Origin of the sequence: Streptomyces sp. NPDC001851, assembly GCF_040297165.1 — a bacterium.
Lineage (GTDB): Bacteria > Actinomycetota > Actinomycetes > Streptomycetales > Streptomycetaceae > Streptomyces.
Genome location: NZ_JBEOYR010000009.1, coordinates 129,184 through 152,448 on the forward strand (window position 1 = coordinate 129,184; position 23,265 = coordinate 152,448).

20 protein-coding genes are annotated in these 23,265 nt (G+C 68.9%); 5 read left to right on the forward strand and 15 right to left on the reverse strand.

All coding sequences use genetic code 11. The annotated features are described in order from the left end of the window. Positions 1 to 6: 6 nt before the first annotated feature. From ABT171_RS15520 to aspS, 5 genes are all read right to left on the reverse strand, one after another. Entirely contained in the window at positions 7 to 2,340 is a 2,334-nt protein-coding gene (locus tag ABT171_RS15520; protein ID WP_351243827.1) for an ATP-binding protein, read from the reverse strand. 296 nt (positions 2,341 to 2,636) lie between these two features. Continuing rightward, entirely contained in the window at positions 2,637 to 3,422 is a 786-nt protein-coding gene (locus ABT171_RS15525; RefSeq protein WP_351243829.1) for a very short patch repair endonuclease, read from the reverse strand. A 143-nt stretch (positions 3,423 to 3,565) separates the two neighbouring features. After that, positions 3,566 to 4,873: a DNA cytosine methyltransferase gene (locus tag ABT171_RS15530; protein WP_351243831.1), complete on the reverse strand. Its 1,308-nt coding sequence runs from the start codon at positions 4,871 to 4,873 to the stop codon at positions 3,566 to 3,568. A 209-nt stretch (positions 4,874 to 5,082) separates the two neighbouring features. Beyond that, positions 5,083 to 5,643 carry a nucleotidyltransferase domain-containing protein gene (locus ABT171_RS15535; protein WP_351244132.1) on the reverse strand — a complete coding sequence of 187 codons (561 nt, stop codon included), beginning with the start codon at positions 5,641 to 5,643 and terminating at the stop codon, positions 5,083 to 5,085. 124 nt (positions 5,644 to 5,767) lie between these two features. Then, complete coding sequence (gene aspS / locus ABT171_RS15540) at positions 5,768 to 7,078, reverse strand: aspartate--tRNA(Asn) ligase (protein ID WP_351243833.1); 1,311 nt, start codon at positions 7,076 to 7,078, stop codon at positions 5,768 to 5,770. 605 nt (positions 7,079 to 7,683) lie between these two features. On the opposite strand from aspS, the gene gltX reads away from it, so the two are divergent. Next, entirely contained in the window at positions 7,684 to 9,057 is a 1,374-nt protein-coding gene (gene gltX / locus ABT171_RS15545; RefSeq protein ID WP_503075361.1) for a glutamate--tRNA ligase, read from the forward strand. Between the two features lie 7 nt (positions 9,058 to 9,064). On the opposite strand, the gene ABT171_RS15550 is transcribed toward gltX, so the two are convergent. From ABT171_RS15550 to ABT171_RS15590, 9 genes are read right to left on the reverse strand one after another with little or no spacing between them, the layout of a single operon-like run. Next, positions 9,065 to 10,051 carry a glycosyltransferase gene (locus ABT171_RS15550; protein WP_351243837.1) on the reverse strand — a complete coding sequence of 329 codons (987 nt, stop codon included), beginning with the start codon at positions 10,049 to 10,051 and terminating at the stop codon, positions 9,065 to 9,067. Then, on the reverse strand, positions 10,048 to 10,662 hold the full coding sequence (locus ABT171_RS15555; RefSeq protein WP_351243839.1) for an HD domain-containing protein: 615 nt from the start codon (positions 10,660 to 10,662) through the stop codon (positions 10,048 to 10,050). Before ABT171_RS15555 ends, ABT171_RS15550 begins: the two co-directional genes overlap by 4 nt. A gap of 5 nt (positions 10,663 to 10,667) precedes the next feature. Continuing rightward, a complete protein-coding gene (locus ABT171_RS15560) occupies positions 10,668 to 12,383 on the reverse strand; it encodes a carbamoyltransferase C-terminal domain-containing protein (protein ID WP_351243841.1) in 1,716 nt (571 codons plus the stop codon). Positions 12,384 to 12,400: 17 nt separating this feature from the next. Further along, on the reverse strand, positions 12,401 to 13,192 hold the full coding sequence (locus ABT171_RS15565) for a radical SAM protein (RefSeq protein WP_351243843.1): 792 nt from the start codon (positions 13,190 to 13,192) through the stop codon (positions 12,401 to 12,403). A gap of 16 nt (positions 13,193 to 13,208) precedes the next feature. After that, complete coding sequence (locus tag ABT171_RS15570) at positions 13,209 to 14,327, reverse strand: hypothetical protein (protein WP_351243845.1); 1,119 nt, start codon at positions 14,325 to 14,327, stop codon at positions 13,209 to 13,211. Further along, positions 14,327 to 15,436 (reverse strand): radical SAM protein, encoded by a 1,110-nt coding sequence (locus ABT171_RS15575; protein ID WP_351243847.1) that lies wholly within the window; start codon positions 15,434 to 15,436, stop codon positions 14,327 to 14,329. Before ABT171_RS15575 ends, ABT171_RS15570 begins: the two co-directional genes overlap by 1 nt. Positions 15,437 to 15,439: 3 nt before the next feature. Next, positions 15,440 to 16,438 carry a D-2-hydroxyacid dehydrogenase gene (locus tag ABT171_RS15580; RefSeq protein WP_351243849.1) on the reverse strand — a complete coding sequence of 333 codons (999 nt, stop codon included), beginning with the start codon at positions 16,436 to 16,438 and terminating at the stop codon, positions 15,440 to 15,442. Beyond that, a complete protein-coding gene (locus tag ABT171_RS15585; RefSeq protein ID WP_351243851.1) occupies positions 16,435 to 17,745 on the reverse strand; it encodes a glycosyltransferase family 4 protein in 1,311 nt (436 codons plus the stop codon). Before ABT171_RS15585 ends, ABT171_RS15580 begins: the two co-directional genes overlap by 4 nt. Before the next feature lie 44 nt (positions 17,746 to 17,789). Then, entirely contained in the window at positions 17,790 to 18,272 is a 483-nt protein-coding gene (locus ABT171_RS15590; RefSeq protein WP_351243853.1) for an ATP-binding protein, read from the reverse strand. 245 nt (positions 18,273 to 18,517) lie between these two features. Here ABT171_RS15590 and ABT171_RS15595 point away from each other — a divergent pair, with 245 nt between their 5' ends. Both ABT171_RS15595 and ABT171_RS15600 read left to right on the forward strand, forming a co-directional pair. Continuing rightward, positions 18,518 to 19,963 (forward strand): NsdA family TPR-like regulatory protein, encoded by a 1,446-nt coding sequence (locus ABT171_RS15595; RefSeq protein WP_351243855.1) that lies wholly within the window; start codon positions 18,518 to 18,520, stop codon positions 19,961 to 19,963. 10 nt (positions 19,964 to 19,973) lie between these two features. Further along, the gene (locus tag ABT171_RS15600) at positions 19,974 to 20,927 is read left to right on the forward strand and encodes an FAD-dependent oxidoreductase (RefSeq protein WP_351243857.1); all 954 of its coding nucleotides are present in this window, start codon (positions 19,974 to 19,976) and stop codon (positions 20,925 to 20,927) included. Positions 20,928 to 20,975: 48 nt separating this feature from the next. Here the strand turns inward: ABT171_RS15600 and ABT171_RS15605 are convergent, their stop codons facing one another. Beyond that, complete coding sequence (locus tag ABT171_RS15605; protein ID WP_351243859.1) at positions 20,976 to 21,680, reverse strand: nucleotidyltransferase domain-containing protein; 705 nt, start codon at positions 21,678 to 21,680, stop codon at positions 20,976 to 20,978. Positions 21,681 to 21,872: 192 nt separating this feature from the next. On the opposite strand from ABT171_RS15605, the gene ABT171_RS15610 reads away from it, so the two are divergent. Both ABT171_RS15610 and ABT171_RS15615 read left to right on the forward strand, forming a co-directional pair. Beyond that, on the forward strand, positions 21,873 to 22,226 hold the full coding sequence (locus ABT171_RS15610) for an SPDY domain-containing protein (RefSeq protein ID WP_351243861.1): 354 nt from the start codon (positions 21,873 to 21,875) through the stop codon (positions 22,224 to 22,226). A gap of 163 nt (positions 22,227 to 22,389) precedes the next feature. Beyond that, positions 22,390 to 23,211: an SPDY domain-containing protein gene (locus ABT171_RS15615; protein ID WP_351243863.1), complete on the forward strand. Its 822-nt coding sequence runs from the start codon at positions 22,390 to 22,392 to the stop codon at positions 23,209 to 23,211. Positions 23,212 to 23,265 lie beyond the last annotated feature (54 nt).

Below are 23,265 nucleotides of genomic sequence, written 5' to 3' on the forward strand. Positions count from 1 at the left end.
CGATCCTCAGCTGTCGTCCGCGAGATCACGGGCGATCAGGCGGCAGCTGACGCGAATGCGCCCCAGCTCCTCAGGAGTGACCTTCGGCCGGTGCTGCGCGAGGAGCGCCAGATCACTCAGGGGGTTCATCAAGCGTTCCACCATCAAGTCGCGCGCGTCCGAAGCCGACAGCGCGGCATAGGAGCGCCGGAAGACCTTCCCGTCCATAAAGGGGGCTGGCGACTCGCTGATGACACGTAGGACGGCGCTGGCGGGGGCGAACCGGATGAAGTCCCCATTGTTGACAGCCTCGTTCCAGTCGAGCCCGGGCTCCGACTCCAAGGCGAAACGCTCCTCAGCGGCTTCCCTCTCGTCCGCTCGTAGTTGCAGCCAGTGAACTGCCGGCGTCTCCGCGATCACCGGGACCATCAGGGTGCGGATCCGCTCCAGCAGCCGCTCGGCCTCGTCGGCCATCGCTGTCGGTGTGAGGCGAGGGCTGGAAGAGCGCTGCTTGAACAGGAGCAGCAACTGCGACAGCGGCGTCGAGTTGTCGTTCTGCCGGACACGCATGTACTCGGCTGCCTCCAGCAGCGCAATGTCACGCATGTCCGCTCCATGCTCACGATAGAGCGGGTGATCGGAGTCGACGAAGACCTCCAACTGCGGGGAGCGCAGCATGATGGCGAAGGCCGGGGTCTCCTGCTCCTTGGCATTGGTGAGTCGATGGTCCCGCACAGCCCAGACTCTCAGCTCGATCCGACCCATCTCGGGAATCAGGTACTCGCCCGCGAGGTCGGGGAACTGGTCCGCGCTGTCGCGATAACGCTGCAGCCGTTGTTCGAAGGTCTCTACTGGTGCCGGATCGTCGGCCGGCAGGACGTCCTCAGTCTTGGGGACTTCCTGGTCATCGTCCTCCTCGCCAGGCGATACGGGCCCGAGGCCGGGCAGGAGTTCGTCGGTGCCGCTGTCCGAGTCGGCCCCGGGGTCGTCCTTGTGCGGGTGATCGTGGCTGTAGGCCGCCTCGTACCAGATCTCGTCGCTCTGGTAGTCGGGGTGGTCATCGCGATACAGCTTCGCCCACTGGACGGTCTTCTCGTGAATGGCTTCCTTGCCGTTTCCGGGTACCAAGTAGTTCAGGCCGGGGTCCTGGCGGCGGAAGCCCGAGTACAGGAGCGCCAGCGGACTCTCGTTCTCCGGGAGCTGGCGTCGCTTGGCGATCTCCGGACGCAGCGGGCTCTCCCCACGAATGGCCCGCAGCACCTGGTGCCACTCGGCGGTCTCGAACTCGAAAGCAGTCTTCTGGTAGTTCGGGGTGACGTGGTCGCAGTGAATCTCACCGACGATGCGCCCTGTCGCCGCTTTGGAGTCGATGGGGTACTCAAGTTCCGGCTCGCCGAGGCCGTCCTCGTCGGTCCAGTAGAAGACCCGCTTGTCCTTGAGGAGAATCTTCCGGCCGTTGCGCAGGAAGTCGATGCCATAGTCCGTGCGGTGCACGTAGCGCTGGATTCCGAGCCAGCCCCAGATGCGGCGGGAACGAACCTCAAGCCGGTCCTGCTCACACTCGCGGCAGCGATCAACGTCGAGCGGGTTCCAGTACCCGCAGGCCATGCATGCCTTCTTGTCCGAGAGGGGGACGTCTATGCGCTGAACGGCGCTGATCTCCACGCCGCGCCGTGTGACGGTGCGCTTCTCGTCCCAGATACAGGGCTTCCTGGGCGGCAGCTTCTTGCCATTGATCGTCAGCCGGAAGCCCCGTGCCGTCAGGAGGTAGCTGTACACGTCACCCAGCTTCTCCCTGATCACCTTGAGGGCGTTGGGACGACGAAGCGCCTCGAACTGCTCACCCTTGAGGTCGCTGATGGTGATGACAGTCCCGTGCTCAGAGGGGTTGGCCTTGGGCACCTGGCGGTACGGAGCTTGGTACGCGGCCGACGCCTCGATCTGCGGAAGATCAAGCGTGACCTCGGTCCAGAAGGAGTCTCCGGAACGCCCCGTGCGGACGACGGTCTTGCGACCGAGGCGGGCGGTCGCGATGTTGAAGCCCATGCCGAACAGGCCGAGCGCGCCGTGCCGACCGTTTCCGCTCCAGCCAGCGCTGATCGCTTTACGCACCTCGTCGAGACTCATGCCTCGGCCGTTGTCCTGGACGGCCACCTCAGCCGCAGACCGGGAGTCCTGCGCGGTCGGCAGAGAGATGCTCACGGTGGGCCTCTCGCCTCCCGTCTCGGGCGAGGACTGGAACACGTCGAAGGCGTTGTCCACGAGTTCGGCCAGGCACTGCCAGGCCGCGAACTCGATGTCGCCCAGGACGCCGAGGATGCGGGGATGCGGCATCACGTTGATGTACTGGCCTTCAGACATGCGTCGTCGCTCCCCGGGTGCCGTGTACCGCGTCGTGCTTGGTGAAGTGCGTTTGACCGGCGGGGTTTGAGTTTCGCGTTGCCCGCGACTCGCCCCCCGAGATACCTCGCGTCAGCATGCGTTTACTCTACTGACGCCCACTGACAATCAGTTCGGGATCCGCAGGATCGGCCCTCACACCAGCGGCGATGCATCGCCGACGATCCTTCCTGACGCATGCCAGACTGGTTCTCATGATCCGAGAGCCCGCCGAGGTAGTCATCGATGAGAACGGTCGGGTCGAGCTGCCCATGGGGCTACTGGCTGAGGCTGGCCTTGGTTGCGGCAGCCGTCTGCTCGCCTATAGCGCGGGCGACGGCCGCATCATGCTGCGTCGCGCTGAGGACGCCATCGCCGACCTCCTGGGAGAGGGAGACCTGTGAGGCGCGCGTCTTGGGAGCCCTGACGCGTCGCCGGGCTCTCACAAGAGCGATGATCTTGTCGGCCGCCTCCGACGGATCCTCGTGTTCCCAGACTCGCACAGGCAGCCACCCCGACTGCTCCAGCAGACGGTTGGTCTCGGAATCCCTCGCGCGGTTCCCCTCGATCTTCTCTCGCCAGAACTCCTCGTTCGTGCCTGGCCACCGGCAATGATCCGGGCATCCGTGCCAGAAGCATCCATCCACAAACACGGCCACCCTCACGCCGGGGAAGGCGACGTCAGCGGTTCGCCGCACGCTAGGCATAGGGCGATGCGACACGCGGTATCGCACTCCCCGCTCGTGCAGGTGTTTGCGTAGGAGCTTCTCCGGAGTCGTGTCACGCGAGCGATTGCCCCGCATGGAGGCGCGAACCGAGCGGCTCGCCGCCCAGGAGGACGCCGGCGTTTCTTCCTGGGGCAGTACGTGACCGCGCTGGATGGCCCTGCGCCAAGCCTCGGCGAGGTTCTCGCGACGGGTCTCGTTCTCGACCTCCCCGAGGTAGATCGGCTTGCGGGTAGACCCCTTGTCGGACCAGCGCAAATAGGCGCGGATGCGTCGGGTCTTGGTCAACACTTTCAGCTCGACGGAGGCGCGCGCCCGGCGCCCGTCACCCAAGTCCACCCAGCGTCGGTCAGGTCCGCCAGCGGCTTTGTCCTGCTCCGCCGTGGCTTGGGCCCTTGTCCTGCCGGGTCGCCCTTTCCATGCCCTCGCGGGTGGTTGCTTGTCTTTCCAACGACCCTGGTGGGGGGGTGCCTTCACGGAGGTCACCTCGTGCTCCGCGCGTTGTCCAGGGCGTTGGCCACCGCCTTCGCGAAGAACTCGCCCAACAGGACGGGAACGGCGTTCCCGAGCTGCCGCATCTGCTCTCCCCGCGGGCCCTCCAGTACCCAACTGTCAGGGAAGGTCATCACGCGAGCCGTCTCTCGTACGGTCATGTACCGATGCTTGTACCTCCATCCGCCCGGAACGGAAGCGTCGCGAACGCGATCATCGGTCAGCATCACCGATTCCCCGCCCGGTACTCCGTGGACACCCGCCTTCACCGTCTTCGCCGGGCGGTCCAGCTCGTTCGGAGTGTGCCCCTTGTAGATACGCGCCCCAGGCCAACCGATGTGGTTCGTCACGCCGCCCAGGCGGTGCTCCTTGCGGTCCAGGTAGCTCCAAAGGTCCTGGGGGAGCGGCGGCTCGCCCTCCAGTCCGGCGAGGGCGTCACGGAAAGTCCGCCACGGGAGGCGGGAAGCCTCCTCCGTGTCGAACGCGACCTGCTTGGGGAGACCGGCCATGACGCGCTCACGCACGTGGTCGGGAACCGCGTGGCCGCGAATCTCACGGTGCCGCTCCCAGTAATCGCCCTTCCGCATGGAGTGGACCAGAGCCGCGTAGGAGTGCGTGGGCCTCACGCTCCGTTTGAACTCCTCGACGTCCACGCCGAGATCTCGACGAAACGCGACGATGATCACCCGGTTCCTGATCTGCGGTACGCCATAGTCGGCCGCGTTGACGGTCGTGGCCACCACGTCGTAGAGCTCGTGGCCCCCGGACGGATCGGAGGAGCGGCCGTCCCTCAAACCAGCGTCGTAGGAGCGCAGGAGAGCGTCGTGCTCCTGCCACGTGCTGTCCGGGTCGCGCTTCAGGTAGGGGTAAGACAACTCCCGCAGGATGTACTGGAAGTAGGGCTCGAAGGACTTACGTCGAAGCCCGACGACGTTCTCGCAGATGACGGCCTTCGGCTGAATCTCGCGGACGGCCCGGAACATCTCCGGGAACATGTTTCGCTTGTCCTCGTCCCCCTTGGCGATGCCCCCCAAGCTGAACGGCTGACATGGCGGCCCGCCGGCCAAGACATCCACCTTGCCGCACAGGTAGTTCATGTCGAGCGTGCGGACGTCGCCCTTGACGAGGGGCACGGGCCCACCTGGATCGGGGATCCACTCATCATCGCCCCGCTCCTTGGCGCCGTTGGCCTCAAGCGTCTCGCAGGCGCGTGTGGCGACCTCGCTGTAGAGGAGCGGCCTAAACCCCGCTCGCCCGACGGCCATGGCCAGGCCGCCACCGCCGGCGAACAGCTCCACCGCCGTACGGTCAGGAGATCGTTCTTCTTGCTGCTCAGACATTGTAAAACCATACCGCGGAGTAGGTCCCTCTGGGAAGCCAAGTGCACTGATTCACCATGCGAGTCAAGAGCGCATGGACGTGTAACGATGGCAACCTGGACGGTGCGTCGGAGCGAGCCTGGCTCAGGCAGTTAGGGCATTGGCGCAGGACGGCTGGCCTTTCACGTTCAGTTTGCGGACAAGAGGCGCTTCCTCCAGGGATGGGCTGGGACGGTCATCGCAATCGAATCCGCCAGCCAGACGCGTTGCGACTCGTCCAGTAGTGGCAATACCGCTTCGAAGTCAGTCTCGTCCTTGGCCCGCGTGGCCTTGGCCTTGTAAAAGAGCTGGACCTCGGGCGCAAGGTACGGGATTCCGGTCGGGCTCCTCCGCCCCACTCGGCCGAGCGGAAGTCGGACCCCTGGGTTGCGCCGCGAGACCCAATGGGCGCCCTCGGCCTCGTCCAGCATGAGTTGCACCGACCAGGGTGCGTTACGTGTACGTCTACACCAGATGTCGTGGAGGGGATGTTCAAGCGTCTCTCCTAGACGCCAGGGACGTAGGTGCCCCGCGCCAGGCGGGTCCGCAACGTACATGTCCCAGTTGCTCAGCACGTCTCGCACGAGCGCTTGATCGCGACGAAGGACAAGGACGTCGAGATCACCGTGCGGGCGTAGCTCGCGACCTACGGCGAGCTCGATCGCGTACCCGCCGGCGATCCACCACGGGAAGTCGGCTTCGGCGAACATCACGGCCAGGTCCTCCGGATGAGCCGGCACCCAGCGCCCCAGTTCATGAACACTCACCCGTCCATGCTTTCAGCGGACGAGGCGCTGGGCGGAACATCGCAGGTCGGCAGAATGCGGCGTTTGGCTACGGGGTGAGCCGGTTCGGCCCGCGGAAGAGGAAGGTGGCCTCGCGGATCGACTCCAGGCCGAGCATGACCATCAGTACGCGCCCGAGGCCCATGCCCAGCCCGCCATGCGGCGGGCACCCGTACCGGAACGCGTTCAGGTAGTCCTGCATCGGCTCCGGGCTCATGCCCTTCTCGGCTGCCTGCTTCAGCAACACGTCGTAGCGGTGCTCACGCTGCGCGCCGGTGGTGATCTCCAGCCCCTTCCAGAGCAGGTCGAAGCTCAGCGTCACGCTCGGGTCGTCGGCCGGCCGCATGTGGTAGAAGGGCCGGATGCCCACCGGGTAGTGCGTGACGAACACGAACTCGTGGCCGGTGACCTGCCGGATGTGGGCGCTGATACTCCGCTCACCCTCCGGGTCCAAGTCCTCCTTGATCCCCTCCGGGTCCCAGCCGCCCTTGCGCAGGATCTCGTGCGCCTCGGCCATAGTGATGCGGGGGAAGGGCGTCGTGGGGACCGTGATCTCCACACCGAACCGCTCGCGGACGGCCTCGCCGTGGGCGTCGGCCACCTTGGCGATCGCGTGGGCGAGCATCCGCTCCTCGAACGCCATGACGTCCTCGACGCCGTCGATCCAGGCCAGCTCTACGTCGACGCCGGTGAACTCGGTGGCGTGCCGGGAGGTGAACGACGGCTCGGCACGGAAGACGGGACCGATCTCAAAGACCTTCTCGATTCCGGCCGAGATCGCCATCTGCTTGTAGAACTGGGGCGACTGGGCCAAGTAGGCGCTGCGGCCGAAGTAGCCGAGCTCGAAGACCTCCGCTCCGGACTCCGAGGCGGTGCCCATGAGCTTGGGGGTGTGCATCTCCGTGGCGCCCTGCGCGTAGGCGTACTCGCGCAGCCCCTGTTCCAGGGTGGTCTGCACGGCGAACATCAGCTGGGCGGCGGGACGCCGGCGCACGTCCAGGAAGCGCCAGTCCAGCCGGTGCTCGATGCCCGTCTGCTCGTCGATCGGCAGCGGGGTGGCGGCCGGGTTCAGGACCTCGACGGCTTCCGGAACGATCTCCAGGCCGCCTAGCTTGACCTGGGCGGCGTCCATGACCCGTCCGGTGATCTTGACGGCGGATTCGGGAGTGAGGGCTTGGAGCCGGGCCGCCAGCGGCCCGTTGTCACGCTTGTGGGTCACCTGCACCATGCCGGTTCCGTCGCGTACGACGACGAATTGCATCTTGCTCTGCAGGCGCAGGGTGTTCACCCAGCCGAAGACGGTGACGGTACGGCCGACGTGTTCTCGCAGGTCGGAGACGTGTACGCGACTTTGGATCATTGCGGTCCTCCGAAGGACATCGTCATGATCCCTTGGGAGTGCGGGCGAGAAGGGCAACTCGCGGTACCACCGCACTTTCACCGCCACCAGGTGGCGGCCTCGTTCTGGCCCGGTGACGGGGGCCGGCCGGCGGGGCATTGGGCCATAAGAGGGGCCGTTCCTCCCCGCGCTCGGGAGGGTCTTCGCCTCGGGGCGCGAGACCGCCTTCCCAGCTGCCGGCGGCTCTCTCTGCTCGCGTGGTCCCTGGCTACTCGTCTCCGTCAACGCGTTGCCCGGAAGAATACGAACGCCGCGATCGCGTCCGCAATCGAGAATGCGAGGGCAGCGTCGCGGGGCTTTGTATCCGGTGCGACGCCGCACATCTATGCGAGCGTGGAGCGTGGAGTGGCTGCGGTCGAGGTCGGCTGGAGCCGTGGCGGGCGGTCAGCCGACGTAGGGGTACGCACCTGCAGGGGAAGGGGACGGGCGAGGGAAGTACGGGGTCGGCCGAAAAACGTCGGTGCGGAGGTAGGGCGAGTGGTCCGGGGCGTAGGTCCGGCGTCGGTACCCTGGAGCGCATGTCTACTGCCCCGGTTCGCGTTCGTTTCGCCCCGTCCCCGACCGGCATGTTCCATGTCGGCGGTGCACGGTCCGCTCTCTACAACTGGGCGGTGGCACGACAGTCCGGCGGCAGGTTCGTCCTACGGATCGAGGACACCGACGCGGCCCGGAACAAGCCGGAGTGGACCGAGGGCATCATCAGTGCGCTCGCGGCGATCGGCATCCATGGCGAGGACCCGGTCTTCGAGGGGCCGTACTTCCAGTCGCACAACGCCGACCGGCACCGGGAAGCGGCTCAGCAGCTCTTCGCGGCCGGCCGGGCGTACTACTGCGACTGCACCCGGGAGCAGCTGAAGGAGCGCACGGGGTCGGAGCACCTCGGGTATGACGGGTTCTGCCGGGACCGGGGGCTGGCCTTCGAGGAGGGGCGGGCGCTGCGGTTCCGGACGCCGGACGAGGGGGAGACCGTCGTGGTCGACCTGGTCCGCGGGGAGCCGGCGTTCCCGAACAGCGCGATCGAGGACTTCGTGATCGCCCGTGGCGACGGGTCCCCGGTCTTTCTGATCGCCAACGTCGTGGATGACCTGGATGAGGGAATCACGCAGGTCATCCGCGGCGAGGAGCACCTGTCGAACACGCCGAAGCAGCAGCTGCTGTGGGAGGCGCTCGGTGCCAAGCCGCCCGTGTGGGCACATCTGCCGGTGATCGTGAACGAGAAGCGGCAGAAGCTGTCCAAGCGCCGGGACAAGGTGGCGCTGGAGGACTACCTCGCCGAGGGTTTCCTGCCCGAGGCGATGGTGAACTACCTCATGCTGCTCGGCTGGGGCCCGGGTGAGGACCGGGAGATCAGGCCGTACGAGGAGCTGGAGCAGCTCTTCCGGATCGAGGACGTGAACACCGCGCCGGCCTTCTTCGACGTGAAGAAGCTGACGGCGTTCAACGGCGAGTACATCCGCGCCCTGTCGCCGGAGCAGTTCGCCGCCGCCTGCGCGCCGTGGCTCGTCGCCCCCTACGCGCCGTGGCGGCCGGAGGCGTTCGACAAGGACGTTTTCGAGGCTGCGGCTTCCCTGGCCCAGACCCGGCTGGCGCTGCTTTCCGAGATCACCAGCTATGTGGACTTCCTGTTCCTCGACGAGCCGGTCGAGGACGAGGCGTCGTGGAACAAGGCGATGAAGGCAGGCGCCGGCGACATCCTGTCGGACGCCCGCGCCGAGCTGGCCGGCGTCGCGGACTGGAAGGCGGACGACCTGAAGGCCGTTCTGCTCGCTGTCGGCGAGAAGCACGGGCTGAAGCTGGGCAAGGCTCAGGCGCCCATCCGGGTCGCGGTCACCGGCCGGACGATCGGACTCCCGCTGTTCGAGTCCATGGAGCTGCTCGGCCGGGACCGCGTGCTGGCCCGTCTGGACGCCGCCAGCAAGAAGCTGGCCGCGCAGGCTTAGCCGCTGCTCAGGCGACCTGCGTCAGCAGGTTGCCCCAGGCGTCGCCGAAGTAGTTCAGGTCGAACCGGGCCAGGGCCTCGTACGCCGCCTTGGCCTCGGTGTGGCGTGCCGCCGCGCGCTGCCGGACCTGTGCCGGGAGGTGGCGGAGGTCCGGGGCCGGCTGGCCGGCCAGCGCGGCGAGGTCGCCCAGGCCGGCCACCGGGCGGATGAGGCAGGGCAGGCCGAGGAGTAAAGCCTCGGCGGCGCAGCGGCTCCAGCCCTCCCGCATGCGGGGGAGGAAGATGCCGACGTCGCAGGCGCGCAGCAGACGCAGGTACCGCTCGCGTTCGACGTCGTAGTGCGCGCTGTCGAGGCCGATGGTGTTGCTGCCGCTGGTGATCACCCTCAGTCCGGGAACGCCGGCGAGGGCTGCGGAGACCTCCTCGGTCCCTTTCCAGTGCACGGCCTTGCCCGCGTAGACGCCGATCACGTCGGGTTGTAGGCCGAACTCGGCGCGACACTCGGCCCGGTCGTAGCCGCGTGCCTGCTCGATCTCGATCATGTCGAAGGCGTTGTAGATCACCCGTACGTTGCGGACGCCTCGGGCGCGGAGCTCGTCGGCCCAGTACGGGGCGACGCACACAACGGCTGCGCACTGCGGCAGAACGCGGAACAGCCGCTCCCAGAGCATGGCCTCGATGGGGGCGGAGTCATGTTGGAGCGGCTCGTAGTGGTGCAGGAGGAACACCGTGCGGGCGCGCATGTCGGGCGTGAACAGCAGCAGGCTGAGGTCGTCCCACACGAAGGTGCCGGTGGCGCCGTGCAGCGCCCGTATGGAAGGGGCCAGGCGGGTGAGGTGGCGGAGCTTGCGCCAGCGGCGGACCCGGTAGGTCCGCTTGTGGTCCGGGACGGTGCGCCATTCCACGTCGTCGGCCGTCACCTCGTGGAGCATCCGCAGGTAGACCCGGCCGCCGGTCCGGCCGACCGGCTCCATCGAGTAGACGACCCGTTTCACGGACGTACCTCCTGTATGTGGTGGACGTACTCGGCGTGCAGGCGCGCGTGCATGGTCTCCAGATGGGGGCCGAGGTCGCGGGAGGCGTCGGCGAGGGGGAGGTGGAAATCGCCCAGGGTCTGGAGGAACCGTCGGCGTCGGTCGAGGTTCGGGGACGCGGCGAGGTCGCGCAGGTTGTGCAGGCGGTCGGCGAGCCGGACGAGGAGGTCCTCGGGCGGGAGCGCGGCTTGCTTGGCGCGCCAGCGGGTCTCGTCGCCGTCGGACTTGCGGCGCTGTTCGAGGCGGTGGCCGGCCGTCATGGCACGCAGGCGGGCGGTGAACGGGCCGCCGAGGTGGTGGACGAGCAGTGCCTCCGACTCAGGAGACACCTCCAAGGCGTCATGGAGGAGAGCGAGGAGGAGGGTCTCGGGGCGCCGGACGCCGATCTCCGTTCGCAAGAGCCTGACGACGGCCAGCGGGTGCTCCAGGTAAGGCGTGCCCTGGTCGCGGGTATGGCCGTCGTAGACCGTGAGAGCGAGGCCGGCGGCCACGCGGGCGCGGGACTGCTCGTCCGGGCTCCACGCCGCGGCACCGAGCACGGTCAGGACGTGGTCGAGATTTATGGGGTCCATCCGCCTCACCTCGTACGAAGGGACGCGGCACGGGGGTCGGGGACGTGGTCGGCGAGCAGCAGGGTGTCCCCGACGGCGAGGGCGTCGAGGCGTAGGTCCACCGCCGCTGCCACGGCTTGCTCAGCGGTTCGCAGGATCGGGGCGCCTTTGCGGTTGAAGGATGTGTTCAGCAGCAGCGGCAGTCCGGTGAGGTCGCGGAACTGCTCAAGGAGATCGCGCAGGCCCTGGTGGTCGGCGGCGACGGACTGGACGCGGGCGGTGCCGTCGCGGTGGGTGACCGCCGCGACGCGGTCGGCTCGGCACCGTCGGACGGTGGCGACACGGTTCATGAAGGGGTCGCCCGCCGACATGAACCATTCCGTGGCGTGCTCGGCGAGGACGGCCGGCGCGAACGGGCGATACGCGGCTCGCTTCTTGAGCGCGTTGAGCCGGTCCCGCGTGGCGGCGTGACCGGGGTGGGCGAGGATCGAGCGATGGCCGAGGGCACGCGGCCCGAATTCGAGCTGTCCCTGCACCCAGCCGACGATGCGGTGATCGGCGAGCAGCGCCGCCACTGCGGCCGGCAGTCCGAGCCCGAGGTGGGGCAAGGCGTGGTAGCCGGGCGGCACCGTTGTCGTTGGCAGCGCGCCCGGGTTCGGGCCCCAGGCCGCGTCGGTCGGCACCGGCAGGCGCTCCTGCCCGAGCTGATAGTGCCAGCCGTAGAGCGCGGCGCCAACGGCTGTGCCGGCGTCGTGCGGGGCCGGTGCGACGAAGAGGGTGTCGAAGCCGCTGTCGGCGGCCAGCTGGCCGTTGAGGTGGGAGTTCAGGGCGCATCCGCCTGAGAACACCAACGTTGAGGCCCGAGTGAGTCGTTGCAGGTGGCGGGCGATGTGGACGACCGATTCGGCGAAGATCTCCTGGACGGCGGCGGCCAGGTCGGCACGCTTGTGTTCCGGCTGTTCCGCGACGTTGTCGGCGGTCCAGGCCCGGCCATCGAGCAGCAGCGGTGTGCTGCGGTCCGCCGAACCCCACGGATGATCGATGCGGACCTCGCCCTCGTCTCCGAGCCGGACCAGTTCGCGGACGTGTGCGCCGTAGCGCTGGGGATCGCCGAAAGCGGCGAGCGCCATCATGCTGCCCTCGGGCTCGTCGCCGGGTGGGATCACCCTCCGGGCGAGGTTCCGGTAGAAGTGCCCGAGGGAGGAGTGGACGCGCCGAGGCCCGACCGGGCCCGGCACGACGGCCGGCATGCCCTGGTGGAGGCGGTCGATGCGATCAGGCCACAGGTCGTACCCCGTGATGCGCTCCCGGCCAGGGCCGAAGTCGGATCCCAGGGAGGAGCCGCCGGCGTCGATGACGAGGCCCGCGGCGTGCTCGTGCCCGGAGAGCAGGTAGCCGGAGAGCACGTGGGCCGTGTGGTGGGAGAGGAGGCGGAGGTTTTCGCCGAGCGGGGCGGGCAGGAGGGCGGCGAGTTCCTCCCGCTCCTCGGCCAGCCACCAGCCGGCCGCGGGGTTGGGACGCATGGAGGCCGCCCAGACGGCGTCCACGTCCTTCGGTTCGATGCCGGCGGCCTCCAGGCACCACTGGAGTGCGCGGGTAGGGGTGGTGAGTGTGCCCTTGCGGGTGGGGTGGTTGTGCTTGACGCCGCTCCAGCGCTCCTCTTCGGCCGCGTAGATGCGGCCGTCGACGACTAACGCGGCGGCCGTGTCGTGGTGGAAGTTCAGTCCGAGGACTGCGGGCATGGTGGTGTACCTCCCGATCAGACGGTGAGGGCGGGGACGAGTGCGGCGCCGGAGTCGGTGTACTCGTGGCAGCGCAGGCAGAACCGGAAGTGGTGCCTCCGGGGTGCGAACACCTTGGCCGCGAAGTCCTCGTCCCAGATGCTGAACTCGCTGTCCTCCTTCGCCATGGCGTTGAAGCAGCGGTAGCAGGACCCGTCCATCTCGATCATCAGGTGCTGGTCGAGGTAGCGGTCGCAGAGGCCGCGCAGCACGTTCGCGGGCTGGCCGACGTCGACGTGGTGCACGTGGTTGGTGACATGGATGGCGCCGTACTTCTCGCACAGCGTCCCGAGCTGCGTGAGCCGCGTGGAACTGATGCCTTCCAGGACGCTGTTGACGACCACGGTCTTGCCGGCTTCGCGGAGGCGGGGCACGACGGCGTGCACCTCGTCGTAGTTCCCGTGTTCGTCGTCGCAGCCGATGAGTATCTGGTCGTAGCAGCGGAGGGTCGCGTCCATGATCGGCTGGTTGCGGGCCAGGGTGATGGCGTTCGTGCCCAGGACCATGACTTTGTCCGGCAGCCACTTGCGCGCGGCGTCGCTGAGCGCCGGGAAGTCCCGGTGCACGGTGGGTTCGCCGCCGTTGATGTGCAGCTGCTGGAAGGGGATGGTCTCCAGCCGGGTCAGGATGGTGGAGAACAGGTCCTGGGACATGTTCTCGCCCTGGGCGCCGTCGGCGAAGATGCAGAAGTCGCAGTGCCGGTTGCACTTCGTGGTGATCTTGACCTTCGCCGTTTTGAGGGTGCGGGGCACTGGCGCACGCGCGGTCATTGCGAGACTCCTTGGGTCAGAGGTGGACGTTGTTGGGGGTGAAGCTGAGGAAGTCCTGGACGGTGGTCTTCTGCTGGTGCCAGCGCGCGAGGGTTGCGCGCAGGGTGTCGGCGGTGGTGGGCCCAGTGGGGATCAGCGCCGCCATCCGAGCGGCCAGTCGCTGGGCGGCGGTCGCCTCGTCTGCCGCGAGCACGGTCAGCGTTTGCGCGGCGGAGCGGAGTTCCTTCGCCTCCCGCCGGATCAGGTACTCGGTCGCTACCCCGGGTGGTGGATCGAGGTAGTACAGCCAGCGGGCGACGCGTACACGGAGCATGCCGGCCGTCATCACCCAGTCGGTACGGGCGTGATCCTGGCCTTGGCCGTCTGGGCGGTCCCCGCCGGGAACGCGGCGCATGGCCGTCTCCAGGGCGACATGGGCCGCGCGGAGCAGGTGGCGCGGACTCCGTGGGCGGGCATCGGCATGGTGCTCCGAGTGCCGGAGGAACAGCTCGGCGTATCCATCCAGTCCCTCCGGCCGCCACTGTGTGAGGGCCGCCGTCTTTCCGGGGCAGCGGGTCCGGGTCGCCAGTGCCGCGGCGGCGAACCAGCACGGGGCGAGGTAGTGCCACGCCACGCAGTGGCGCCGGTACGCGGCGACGTCCTCAACCACGTTGTCCGTGCTGTCCGCAGCCAGCTGGTATCGACCGCCCATCCGGGCCTGGAGGATTCCCCGGTAGAACCGCTCATCGACCTGACACCAGGGCGCCATCTGGGCCCGGGACTTCCAGCGCTGGAAGTCCCGCGCGCTGCCGCTGATCAGTGACCAGGTCGCGAGTTCGGGCGCAGAGACGAGTCGCCCGTCCGCTTCAGTCATGGTGAACGCGAAGCCGGGCGGGTGCTCCAGGAGACGTCGATGGAAGACTTCCCGGTCGACTGCGGCGGCGTGTGCAGCGGCCAGGCGGTGGTTCCACTCCTCCCAGTCGGCGGGGGCCTGGGGAAGGAGGACGCGTACGTCGATGTCGGAGTGCGGAGCCAGCAGGTCGGCCGGCTGCCACTTGTGGGTGAGCATCACGGCCCCGACGTCGTGAGCGTCCAGCTCGCGTTCGTACAGAGCGCCGAGCTCCTGGTAGAGAGGCGGCGCGTCGACCACAACCATCACCGCTCCCCGGTGGAGGCACGGGAGCAGGCGGGGCCAGCCGCTCCCGTGGGGAGGATGGGGAGCAGGGGCAGGACCGGAGTGCCTTCGGGGCGCTCCATCCGGTCCCAGCGCAGGTCGTAGTCGACGTAGTGGAAGCCCTGCCAGGCGTCGTTGGTGTTGCGGTCGAGCATGGCCTGGAAGAGGTGGGCGAAGGCGTCGCCGATGGTGCCGTCGGCGAGGTGGGGCTTCAGGGGGATGTCGCGGTTGTGCAGGATGCAGGGGCGCGCCACTCCGGTGGGCGTGATCTTGATCCGGTTGGCGTCGGAGCAGGTGGCGCAGCTGGAGTTGGAGATGAAGCCGATCGACCCTGCCCAGCCGTCGGGACGGAGGTACTGCCCGGGGCTGCGGACGCCCAGCTGGTCCCGGGGGACTTCGCTGGCGTCCGCGAACCACTCGTGGAGACGGTCACGCACCTCTGCCTCGGCGATGAACTCGGTGTCGAACAGCGCCTGGGCGGGACCGATGTTCTGGAGTTCGATCAGCCGGACGGCGACGGGCAGGTCGCGGGCGAGTTCGGCCACGGCGAAGGCGTCGTCCAGGTAGGTGCGCTGAAGAACGCAGTTGATCTTCACTCGCAGGCCGAGGGAGAGGGCGGCGTCGAGGGTGCTCCGGGTGGTGCGCGGGTCGCCGCCGCCCATGATGGCGGCGGACCGCGCCGGGTCGAGGCTGTGGAGGCTGAGGTTGAGGTAGGTCAGGCCGGCGTGGTGGAGCTGTTCGATGCTCAGCCCACGGCGCAGGTTGCCGTGGCTGGTCATGCCGATCGCGGCGTCGGGCCCGAGGCCGTCGGCGAGGCCCGCGATGACGTCGAGGATGTCGGCTCGGAGGGTCGGTTCACCGCCGGAGCAGTGTGCCTTCCTGATCTTCCAGGCCCCGGCCTCGGTGCCGATGGCCGCGTAGTCGGAGGCGGTCAGGGGCCGGTCCTTGTGCCCATAGTCCGGCATGCACCGGGGCTTGCAGAACACGCAGTCCAGGTTGCATAGCGAGTTCAGGGTGAAGGCCAGGTAGGGGTGGTTGCGGCCTGCGGCGGCGAAGGCGGCGGCCAGGTCGTCGTGGTCTGCGGTGGGCATTGGTCAGCCTCCTACGAGCGGAGAGCGGGTGGCGGGCGCCTCGGCCAGGCCGTTGAGGGGCTGGCCCGAGAGGTAGCGGTGCAGGTTGTCGGCGAAGAACGCCACCGCCTCGTCCATGTAGGCGCGGCAGAACACCGAGCTTTTCGGGGTGAGTACGACCCGGGGGTGGAGCCGTAGCGGATGGCGTGCAGGCAGCGGTTTCGGATCGAACACGTCCAGGGCCGCACCGCGCAGGTGGCCGGTGTCGAGGGAGGCCAGGAGGGCCGACTGGTCGACGGTTGCCGCGCGGCCGAGGTTGAGGAAGAGAGAGCGGGGCTTGCACGCCGAGAAGAGGTCGTGGTCGAAGTAGCGGTGCGTGCCAGGGGTCGCGGGCAGCAGATTGACCACTACGTCGGCGACGGATACCGCCTGGTGCACCGCCGTCGTGTGCACCCACGTGATCCCGCCCTCGGAAGCCGCAGGTGGCGTCCGGCGCACTCCGATGACGTTCATGCCGAAGGCCCGGGCGGCCTGGGCGAGGTGGCGCCCGACGCTGCCGCAGCCGACGATGGTCATCGTCGCCCCCGCCAGGTCGAAGAACTCCTCGGCCAGGTCGTCCTTCCACCAGGCACGGTTCCGCTGGACGCGCTGGCTGATGAAAAGCCCGCGGGAGAAGCCCAGGACCAGCCCCATCGCGTGCTCGGCCATGGGCCTGCCGTGGAAGCCGTACGAGCGGGTCAGGGCCACCCCGACGGAGTGCGCCTCGGCGACGGGCAGATGGTCGGTGCCGGCGGCCGGGGAAGCGATCCACTTCAGATGTGGCGCGGCGAACAGCCACGAGGGCGCGAATCGCCACCCGAAGTAGACGTGTGCGTCGGCCAGCTGGTGCGGCACGGCCTCCTCGGTCGCCCTGCGAAACCCGATGCCGGGGAAGGAGGCGGACAGCGCACGCTCGTGCTCGGAGGACAGCCGCCAGAAGGAGTGCGGGGACTCCAGGCTGATCAGCACCACCGGCTGGTTCATCGCGCGCGGCCCTCCGCGGTGGCTGACTGGGCCAGCGCCCAAGGGGCGATGCGGTCCATGACGGAACCGACGCTGGCCTCGTAGTCGTGGCGGGAGCGCACCAGGGCCGCCCCGGCGCTCCGGAGCCGATCGCGTTCTCGGGGCAGGATGGTCAGGGCCCGGTGCAGGGCGGATGCCAGGGACCTGGGGTCCTGCGGTGCGGCCGTGAAGCCGGTCTCGCCCTCGATGACGGTCTGAGCCAGGCCGCCGGCCGTGGTCGCGACCACCGGGCCCGCACCGGCTGCGAACGCCTCCAGGGGTATCCGGCCGAAGGGCTCCTCGCGAGAGGGAACGATGACCGCGCGCAGGGCCGGGCTGTGCAGCCAGGCACGGATCGCGGGGGTGAAGCGAGTGATCAGAGTCGCGTCCAGATCGTGCGTGCGGATGTGTGCCGCCAGGTCCTGCTGGTACGAGGAGAGGTGCTGGTGTTCCTCCGAGGTCACGGCAGCCAGCAGCAGGTGAGGAACGGGGACACCGCGTTCCTTCAGCAGACGCAACGCCTCCAGGAGGTCTTCGAAGCCCTTCGTCGGGACTGCGCGGCCCATGGCGAGAAGGAATCCGGCGCGGGCCTTGGAAGGCAGCGGCAGAGCCGTGGCCGGCCTGACCATCTCCTCACGGATCAGCCCGTTCGGGATGCTCACGATGCTTGACCGAGGGACGGCGTAGTTGACGACGAGGTGGCCTCGCATGTGGGAGGAGATAGCCCCGACGCGCGCACCTCGGAGTGTCGCCGCTCGCAGGGCGTCCCGCTCCCAGCGGACGCGGGAGACATCCTTGGGCCGCGTCAGCGCGGTCGTGGAGCGGGGCACGAGCAGCAGATCCGTGGTCGGCGACGTGTAGGGCGCGAGCCCGAGGAACGGGATGTCGAGGCCGACGAGGAGGCACCGGCTCGCTCGCGCGGCGATGCGTATGGCCGCCTCGCCCGCCAGGTCGCACAGCTGAACCGAGCCGCGGACCGAGTCCGGTGGCGCGTTGACCTTCGGGATCGTGATGACCTCGGCCGCGGCCTGCCGCAGCATCTGCCGCACCTCGCGGGCCCACCGCTGATTGTGCGCTCCCGCGGTCTCGGGCACGTGCGGGGTGATCACTGAGAGGCGGCCTGTCGGCAGGAGCCGGGCCAGTGCCGTGAGGAAGGCGCGGTTGCTGAAGCCGGTGCCCGACTCCGCGCCGTAGAAGCCCTCATGGAGAGCGACGACGACCCTGGGCTGACGAGCGGCCTCCGGCACAGCCGTGAGTGAGGGTGGGGAAGTCACATGGTCGATGCGCACTGTGTGGTGCCTCCTTGGAGGACGGGTTTCTGCAGGCGTGGACATCAGGCGCCGGCGGACGAGGAGCACGGCCTGTGGGTGAGTCGGCACCAGGCACGAGAGCCGCTGGTGCCAGTCGTCAGCGACCAGGCATCGGCCAAGGCATCGACGATGACCAGTCCCCGTCCTGATTCGGCCTGCTCGTCGGGAGCGGTAGGAGAAGCGGGTGCCGGGCGGGAACAGCCGCCGTCGGTGACGGTGATCTCGATCTCCAGGCCACCGCTGGCCAGACTCCTGCGGTCGACGCACAGAACCAACGGAGGACCGCCCGAGACGAAGGCGTTCGTCGCGAGCTCCGACCCGATCAGGCGGGCATCAGCAAGTACGTCCGTCTCACTGCCACGCAGCGCCAGCGTCACGGCGCCCCGGGCGACCTCGGCCGCTTCCGGTCCGTACGGCAGATCCGTGATCAGGGTGGTCGTGCCGTCGCCAGCGACGAGCCCGCGTCCGGGGGCGGAGGTTGGTCGTCCGGCGTCACGGTCCAGCACATCGCCCGGTCGGCCTGGGGAGGTGCTCGTGTGCTGTCTCAAGGCCCACCTCTTTCTCCGTCGGCTCGGAAGACGGGCGCCTCCGCCGGGATCCAAGAACACAGGAGGGGGACGGTCAGGCAGGACCCGATCAGTGGGTCAACTCGGTCAACTTCCATGCGGCGGTGGTGAATCATCCGTCCAGGGGCATCACCATGGGGCTCGCGAAGTGATGGACGAACCACTGGAGCGAAGGGTGGTCGCACGTGGCACCGCAGACAGGCGAGCCCAACGCCGTACTGGCGGAGTGCCTCGACGAACTCGGGTGGAGCCCGAAGGCGCTCGCTCGCAAGCTCAACCGGGTCTTCGGCGCGGGGACGGTGGCCGAGTCGGCGCCGTACCACTGGCGGGACGCCGGCTCCCTGCCGCGCTCGCCGTTGCCGATGATGGCGGCCTACGTGCTCTCCCAGGAGCTGGGTAGGAATGTCTCGGTGGCCGAACTGTGGCAGGGCCGTGTGGGCGACTCGTCAGCGCTGGTTCCCGCGGACACGGATCTCGCGCGGCCTTGGACCGCGCAGGGCATGGAGGCGATCGTGGAGGACTGGGTGATGGGAGGGCTTGTCGACCGTCGCCGGTTCCTCGCGATCTCGGGCGCGGGACTCCTCGCGATCGTCGCCCAGTACCTCGACGGCACCGCGGGACGCGGCCAGTACACGCCTCGAATGACGTCGTCGCTCGGCACCGATCCGCTCGTGGACCAGGTCGAGCAGCATCTCCCCATGCTCCAGTTGCTCGATGACGAGCACGGAGGGGCACGTCATCTGCCTTACGTCGGAGCACAGTTCCGGGCTGTCGGGCTGCTGATCCGCGAAGGCGGCCACCCTCCGGCTGTCGCGAGCCGTCTGATCCGCGCGCTCGCGGAGATCGGCCAGCTGGCCGGCTGGATGGCCTTCGACGCGGCCGACCACGGACTGGCGCAGCGCTACTTCGTCACGGCGCTCCGGGCCGCCCATCAGGTCAACGACCTTCCCCTGTGCGCCCACATCCTGGGCGACCTCTCCTTCCAGGCGGCGAGTCGAGGACACCCCGCGGACGCCATCGCCCTCGGAGAGGCCGCCCGCCGTGCGAGCGACGCCGCCCCGCTGGCCGTCCGGGCGTCCGTCCTGTCCCGGCTCGCCTACGCGTACGCCGCCGCCGGCCGTGACAACGACTTCGCCCACACTCGTGGCGCTGCCCGCGAACTGATCGCAAGCCGGGACGGCCGCCAAGAAGAGCCCCGCTGGATGTACTTCCTCACCGACAACCACCTGGACTGCCAGGCTGGTTACGGCCTCATCCAGATGGGTCGTGCACAGCAGAAGGCGGAGAGCGGAAAGAAGAGCCGTCGCTTCCTCGCCCAGGGGACCGAGATGCTCAGGTCCGGGGCGTACGACGTGCCGCGCGGCGACCCAAGCCAGCGCCGAGCCATGTTCGAGGGAGCCTGGCTGGCCCTGGGACACAGCGCGCACGGAGACCTGGAGGCAGCCTGCGAGATCGGCCAGATCGCCGCTGACCGCCTTGATGTCGTCCGCTCGCCTCGCAGCGCGGCGCTGCTCCACCAACTTGCCGCCGACCTCCGTCGCCGACAGCGCAACCCTCACGTGCGCGACTTCCTGCCAGCCCTGGACGATGCCCTCGCCCAACACGCCCCACCGACGCAACCCGGCCGTTAGGGTCAGGTTCATGACCGCAGGGGAGCGCGTTGTCGTTGTCGGGGCTGGGGTGGCTGGACTCACCACGGCCGTCGTTCTCGCCGAGGCCGGAGCTTCGGTGCACGTGATCGCCGAGCAGGTGCCGGGGGTCACGTCGCTGGCGGCCGGGGCGATGTGGGGGCCTTACCTAGTCGAGCCGAAGGACAAGGTCGACCAGTGGGGACAACGGTCCCTGGAGATCTTCCGGGAGCTGGCCCAGGACCCGGCGACGGGCGTCCGGCTCACCAGTGGCATCGAGGCATCCCGCACGGCCGAAGCCGCGCCAGACTGGGCCACCACTTTGCCTGGTTTCCGACCGTGCGAGCGGGCCGAACTCCCGGCCGGGTTCACGGCGGGCTACAGGTTCACCGTGCCGCTGATCGACATGCCCACCTACCTCGACTACCTCCTGCGCCGACTCCGCGACGCCGGCGGTGTGGTCGAGCAGCGACGGCTGGCTTCGCTCTCGGACGCCGGTCCGGCTTCGGCGATCGTCAACTGCGCGGGCCTCGGGGCGCGCGACCTGGTTCCGGACCCCGACCTCCGGCCCATCCGCGGTCAGCACGTCGTCGTCACCAACCCCGGGCTGACCGAGTTCTTCTCCGAGGACACCGGCCTCTCGCCCGATCTGCTGTGCTTCTACCCTCACGGCGACACCGTCGTCCTGGGCGGCACAGCGATCGAGGGCGAGGGCGATCTGGCCCCCGACGACAAGGCGGCGGCCGGCATCCTCGCCCGCTGCGCCGAGGTCGAGCCCCGACTCGCCCAGGCCCGTGTCCTGGAGCACCGGATCGGCGCTCGACCGACCCGCGCCACGGTCCGGGTGGAGGAAGAGACGCGGGTAGACGGCACCGTGGTCGTGCACAACTACGGGCACGGAGGCGCCGGCGTCACGCTGTCGTGGGGGTGCGCCGAGGAGGCTCGGGCGTTGCTCTCCGTCAAGTGATCTGCACGTGGAAGAACAGACGTTGCGACGTCCGCAGCGCGGGATCGCTTAGGGAGTCCCGGCACGCTTGTAGCCGACCCACAACCGGCCGCCGGTCTGCCCGAGCACCTCGTCCACGACGGCCACGAGGGTCTCTACTGTCCCGTCCAGTGCCTCCTGTAGGCCGTGGTGGAGGCGTGTGCTGAGCCCTGGCGCGGTTGTCTCAAGACGGCGTGCCAGCCACTTCCCACCGCCACCCCACGAACCGCCAACGGCCAGTGCCAGCTCACTGGCGCGTCGGACCAGTTCGGTCGCGATGAACAGACGCTCGCTCTGGTCGTCGCTTCCCGCGAGGTCGTCCAGAAGGTCGGTGATCGCGTAGCGGCGGTCGTCGATCTCTTCCGCCGACACCGGGGGTGGTCCGGCGGCCGTCAGCTTCCGGGCTTCTGCGGCGAGGCGGGCTCCGAGTCCGTCGGTGTCGAAGAGCAGCAGCCCGTCGGCACACATCCACAGCAGCGGTGACCGGCGCTTGCGCAGCTCCCGTTCGACGTAGGCGTGCCACGTCGCCTCGGTGTGCACGAACATCTCCACCGGCCAGCCGGCGTACTGGAGGCTTGCCCGGTACGGAGCTGGGGCCCCGTGGAGCAGGACCACGATGTCGAGGTCCGACCTGGCCGTTCGGCGGCCCGTCACGACGCTGCCGCCCAGGAACGCGGCGCGCGCTTCGGGGTGCTGTTCATCTACGACGGCGCGTGCGGCCTCGATCGCATCCATGCGGCAACTATCAGCACTGCCCCCACCGGGCGCACGCCGTTTTCCGCAGCTGGACAGCGAGGTCTCGTGCTCTGCGTCTTTAGTTCGCCGGGGGCAGACAGCAAAGATCCACGAATAGCTGGCCAACGCCGCAGCGGCATGTGAACCTAGACGACCTTCTCGTAAAACACCAGGTCAAAGAGGTGATTGCCCATGACTGCGGCGTCCCCGGGTCCCGGATTCTCCACCAGCGTCGAGGCCCTGCGGCTGCGTGAGTGGCTGCTCGGTCCGGGCCAGGCCACACTCGTGATGGATCAGTTCCCCGCCGACGACTTCCACCTGGTCGTCGACGACCGCGCGGACGTACACGTCAACTCGAAGGATGGATCCTTCTATCTCGGATGGTTTCCGTCCGGCCGCCCTGGTACCGACGGCGAGGGGTGGAAGATCGCCGTCACCGGTACGGCCAAGGTGCGCGGCTACCAGATGTCCTTCGACACCGAGACGCCAGCCGATGTCGTCGCTGCGGCAGTCGCGTGCGTGCTGGAGACCTCCCGGCGGGTGTGACAGTGATGCTCGAGTCGGCGCCCTGGGGAACCTGTCTCCGCCTGGTGAGGGCGAGAAGGGGTAGCCCGGCCATCTGCCACTCGAGGCCGCCGCGAAGCCGGCCCGGCACCCCCATCCAGCTTTACGCAACGCTGGCGGCATCAAGCCCCCCAGCCCCAGCCCCTTGGAGGCGCACCTGCATCCCGATTTCCCGGTCGATCCACCCGCTCCGGCCTGCGTCCCGTCCGCGTACTGGGTCGGTCCCCGGCATCTGGCCGGTGACGACGGACGCCTGTACTATGCCGTCGCTGACACGCTCGCCGGCCTGGGCTGGGCGAGCCTGACGATTGTCCGCGGGCGCCAGGATCCGGATGAGGCGCCGGAGGACCGTCAGGTCCTGCGCAGTACGGTCCTGCACATCAGCCCCGACTCCCTGCGGTGGGCGCAGTGGGTCCTGCCGGACGAGCCGTTCCACCTGGGGAACCTGCCGATCGCCTGGCAAGTGTCCGCTCGTACGGACCGGCGCAGTCCGCTCGCCCAGTGGTCGGCCTACTTCACCCCCGATGTCCCGGGGGAGGTCCTCGCCGGCTTCCTGGCTGCGCTCGACGCCCGCGATCAGCCCGGCCTGCCGTGCGGTGGCCCTGAGCTGGTCCTTGACGCGGTAACGGCGCACGGTTGGCTGCGTGATGTCGACCAGCCGGGGTCGGGCGCGGTGGATCCGACGTTCGCCTCGCACGTCCGCCTCGGTGAAGTGCCGCCCCTCATCCAGGATGGCGACCCACTGGCGCTGGTGGCTGAGGCGGACGAGGCGGCCCTGGCCGGGTGGCAGGCGTGGGCCGAGCCGGTGCTCGGCGCGGGCTACCTGTGGGCGGCTTCCTTCAGCGCCAGCGTGCCGCACGACCTCGTCGCCGCTTTCGCCGACTCCCTCAGCTCCAGCGCACCGGTGCTGCGCCGGGTGCTGCCGGAGAGCACACGCGACCGGCTCCTGCGCGCTCCGGCCTGCTGAGGGCCCGTCCAACGCACACGAAACCGGGCCTCCCCTCGGGGAGGCCCGGCTTCG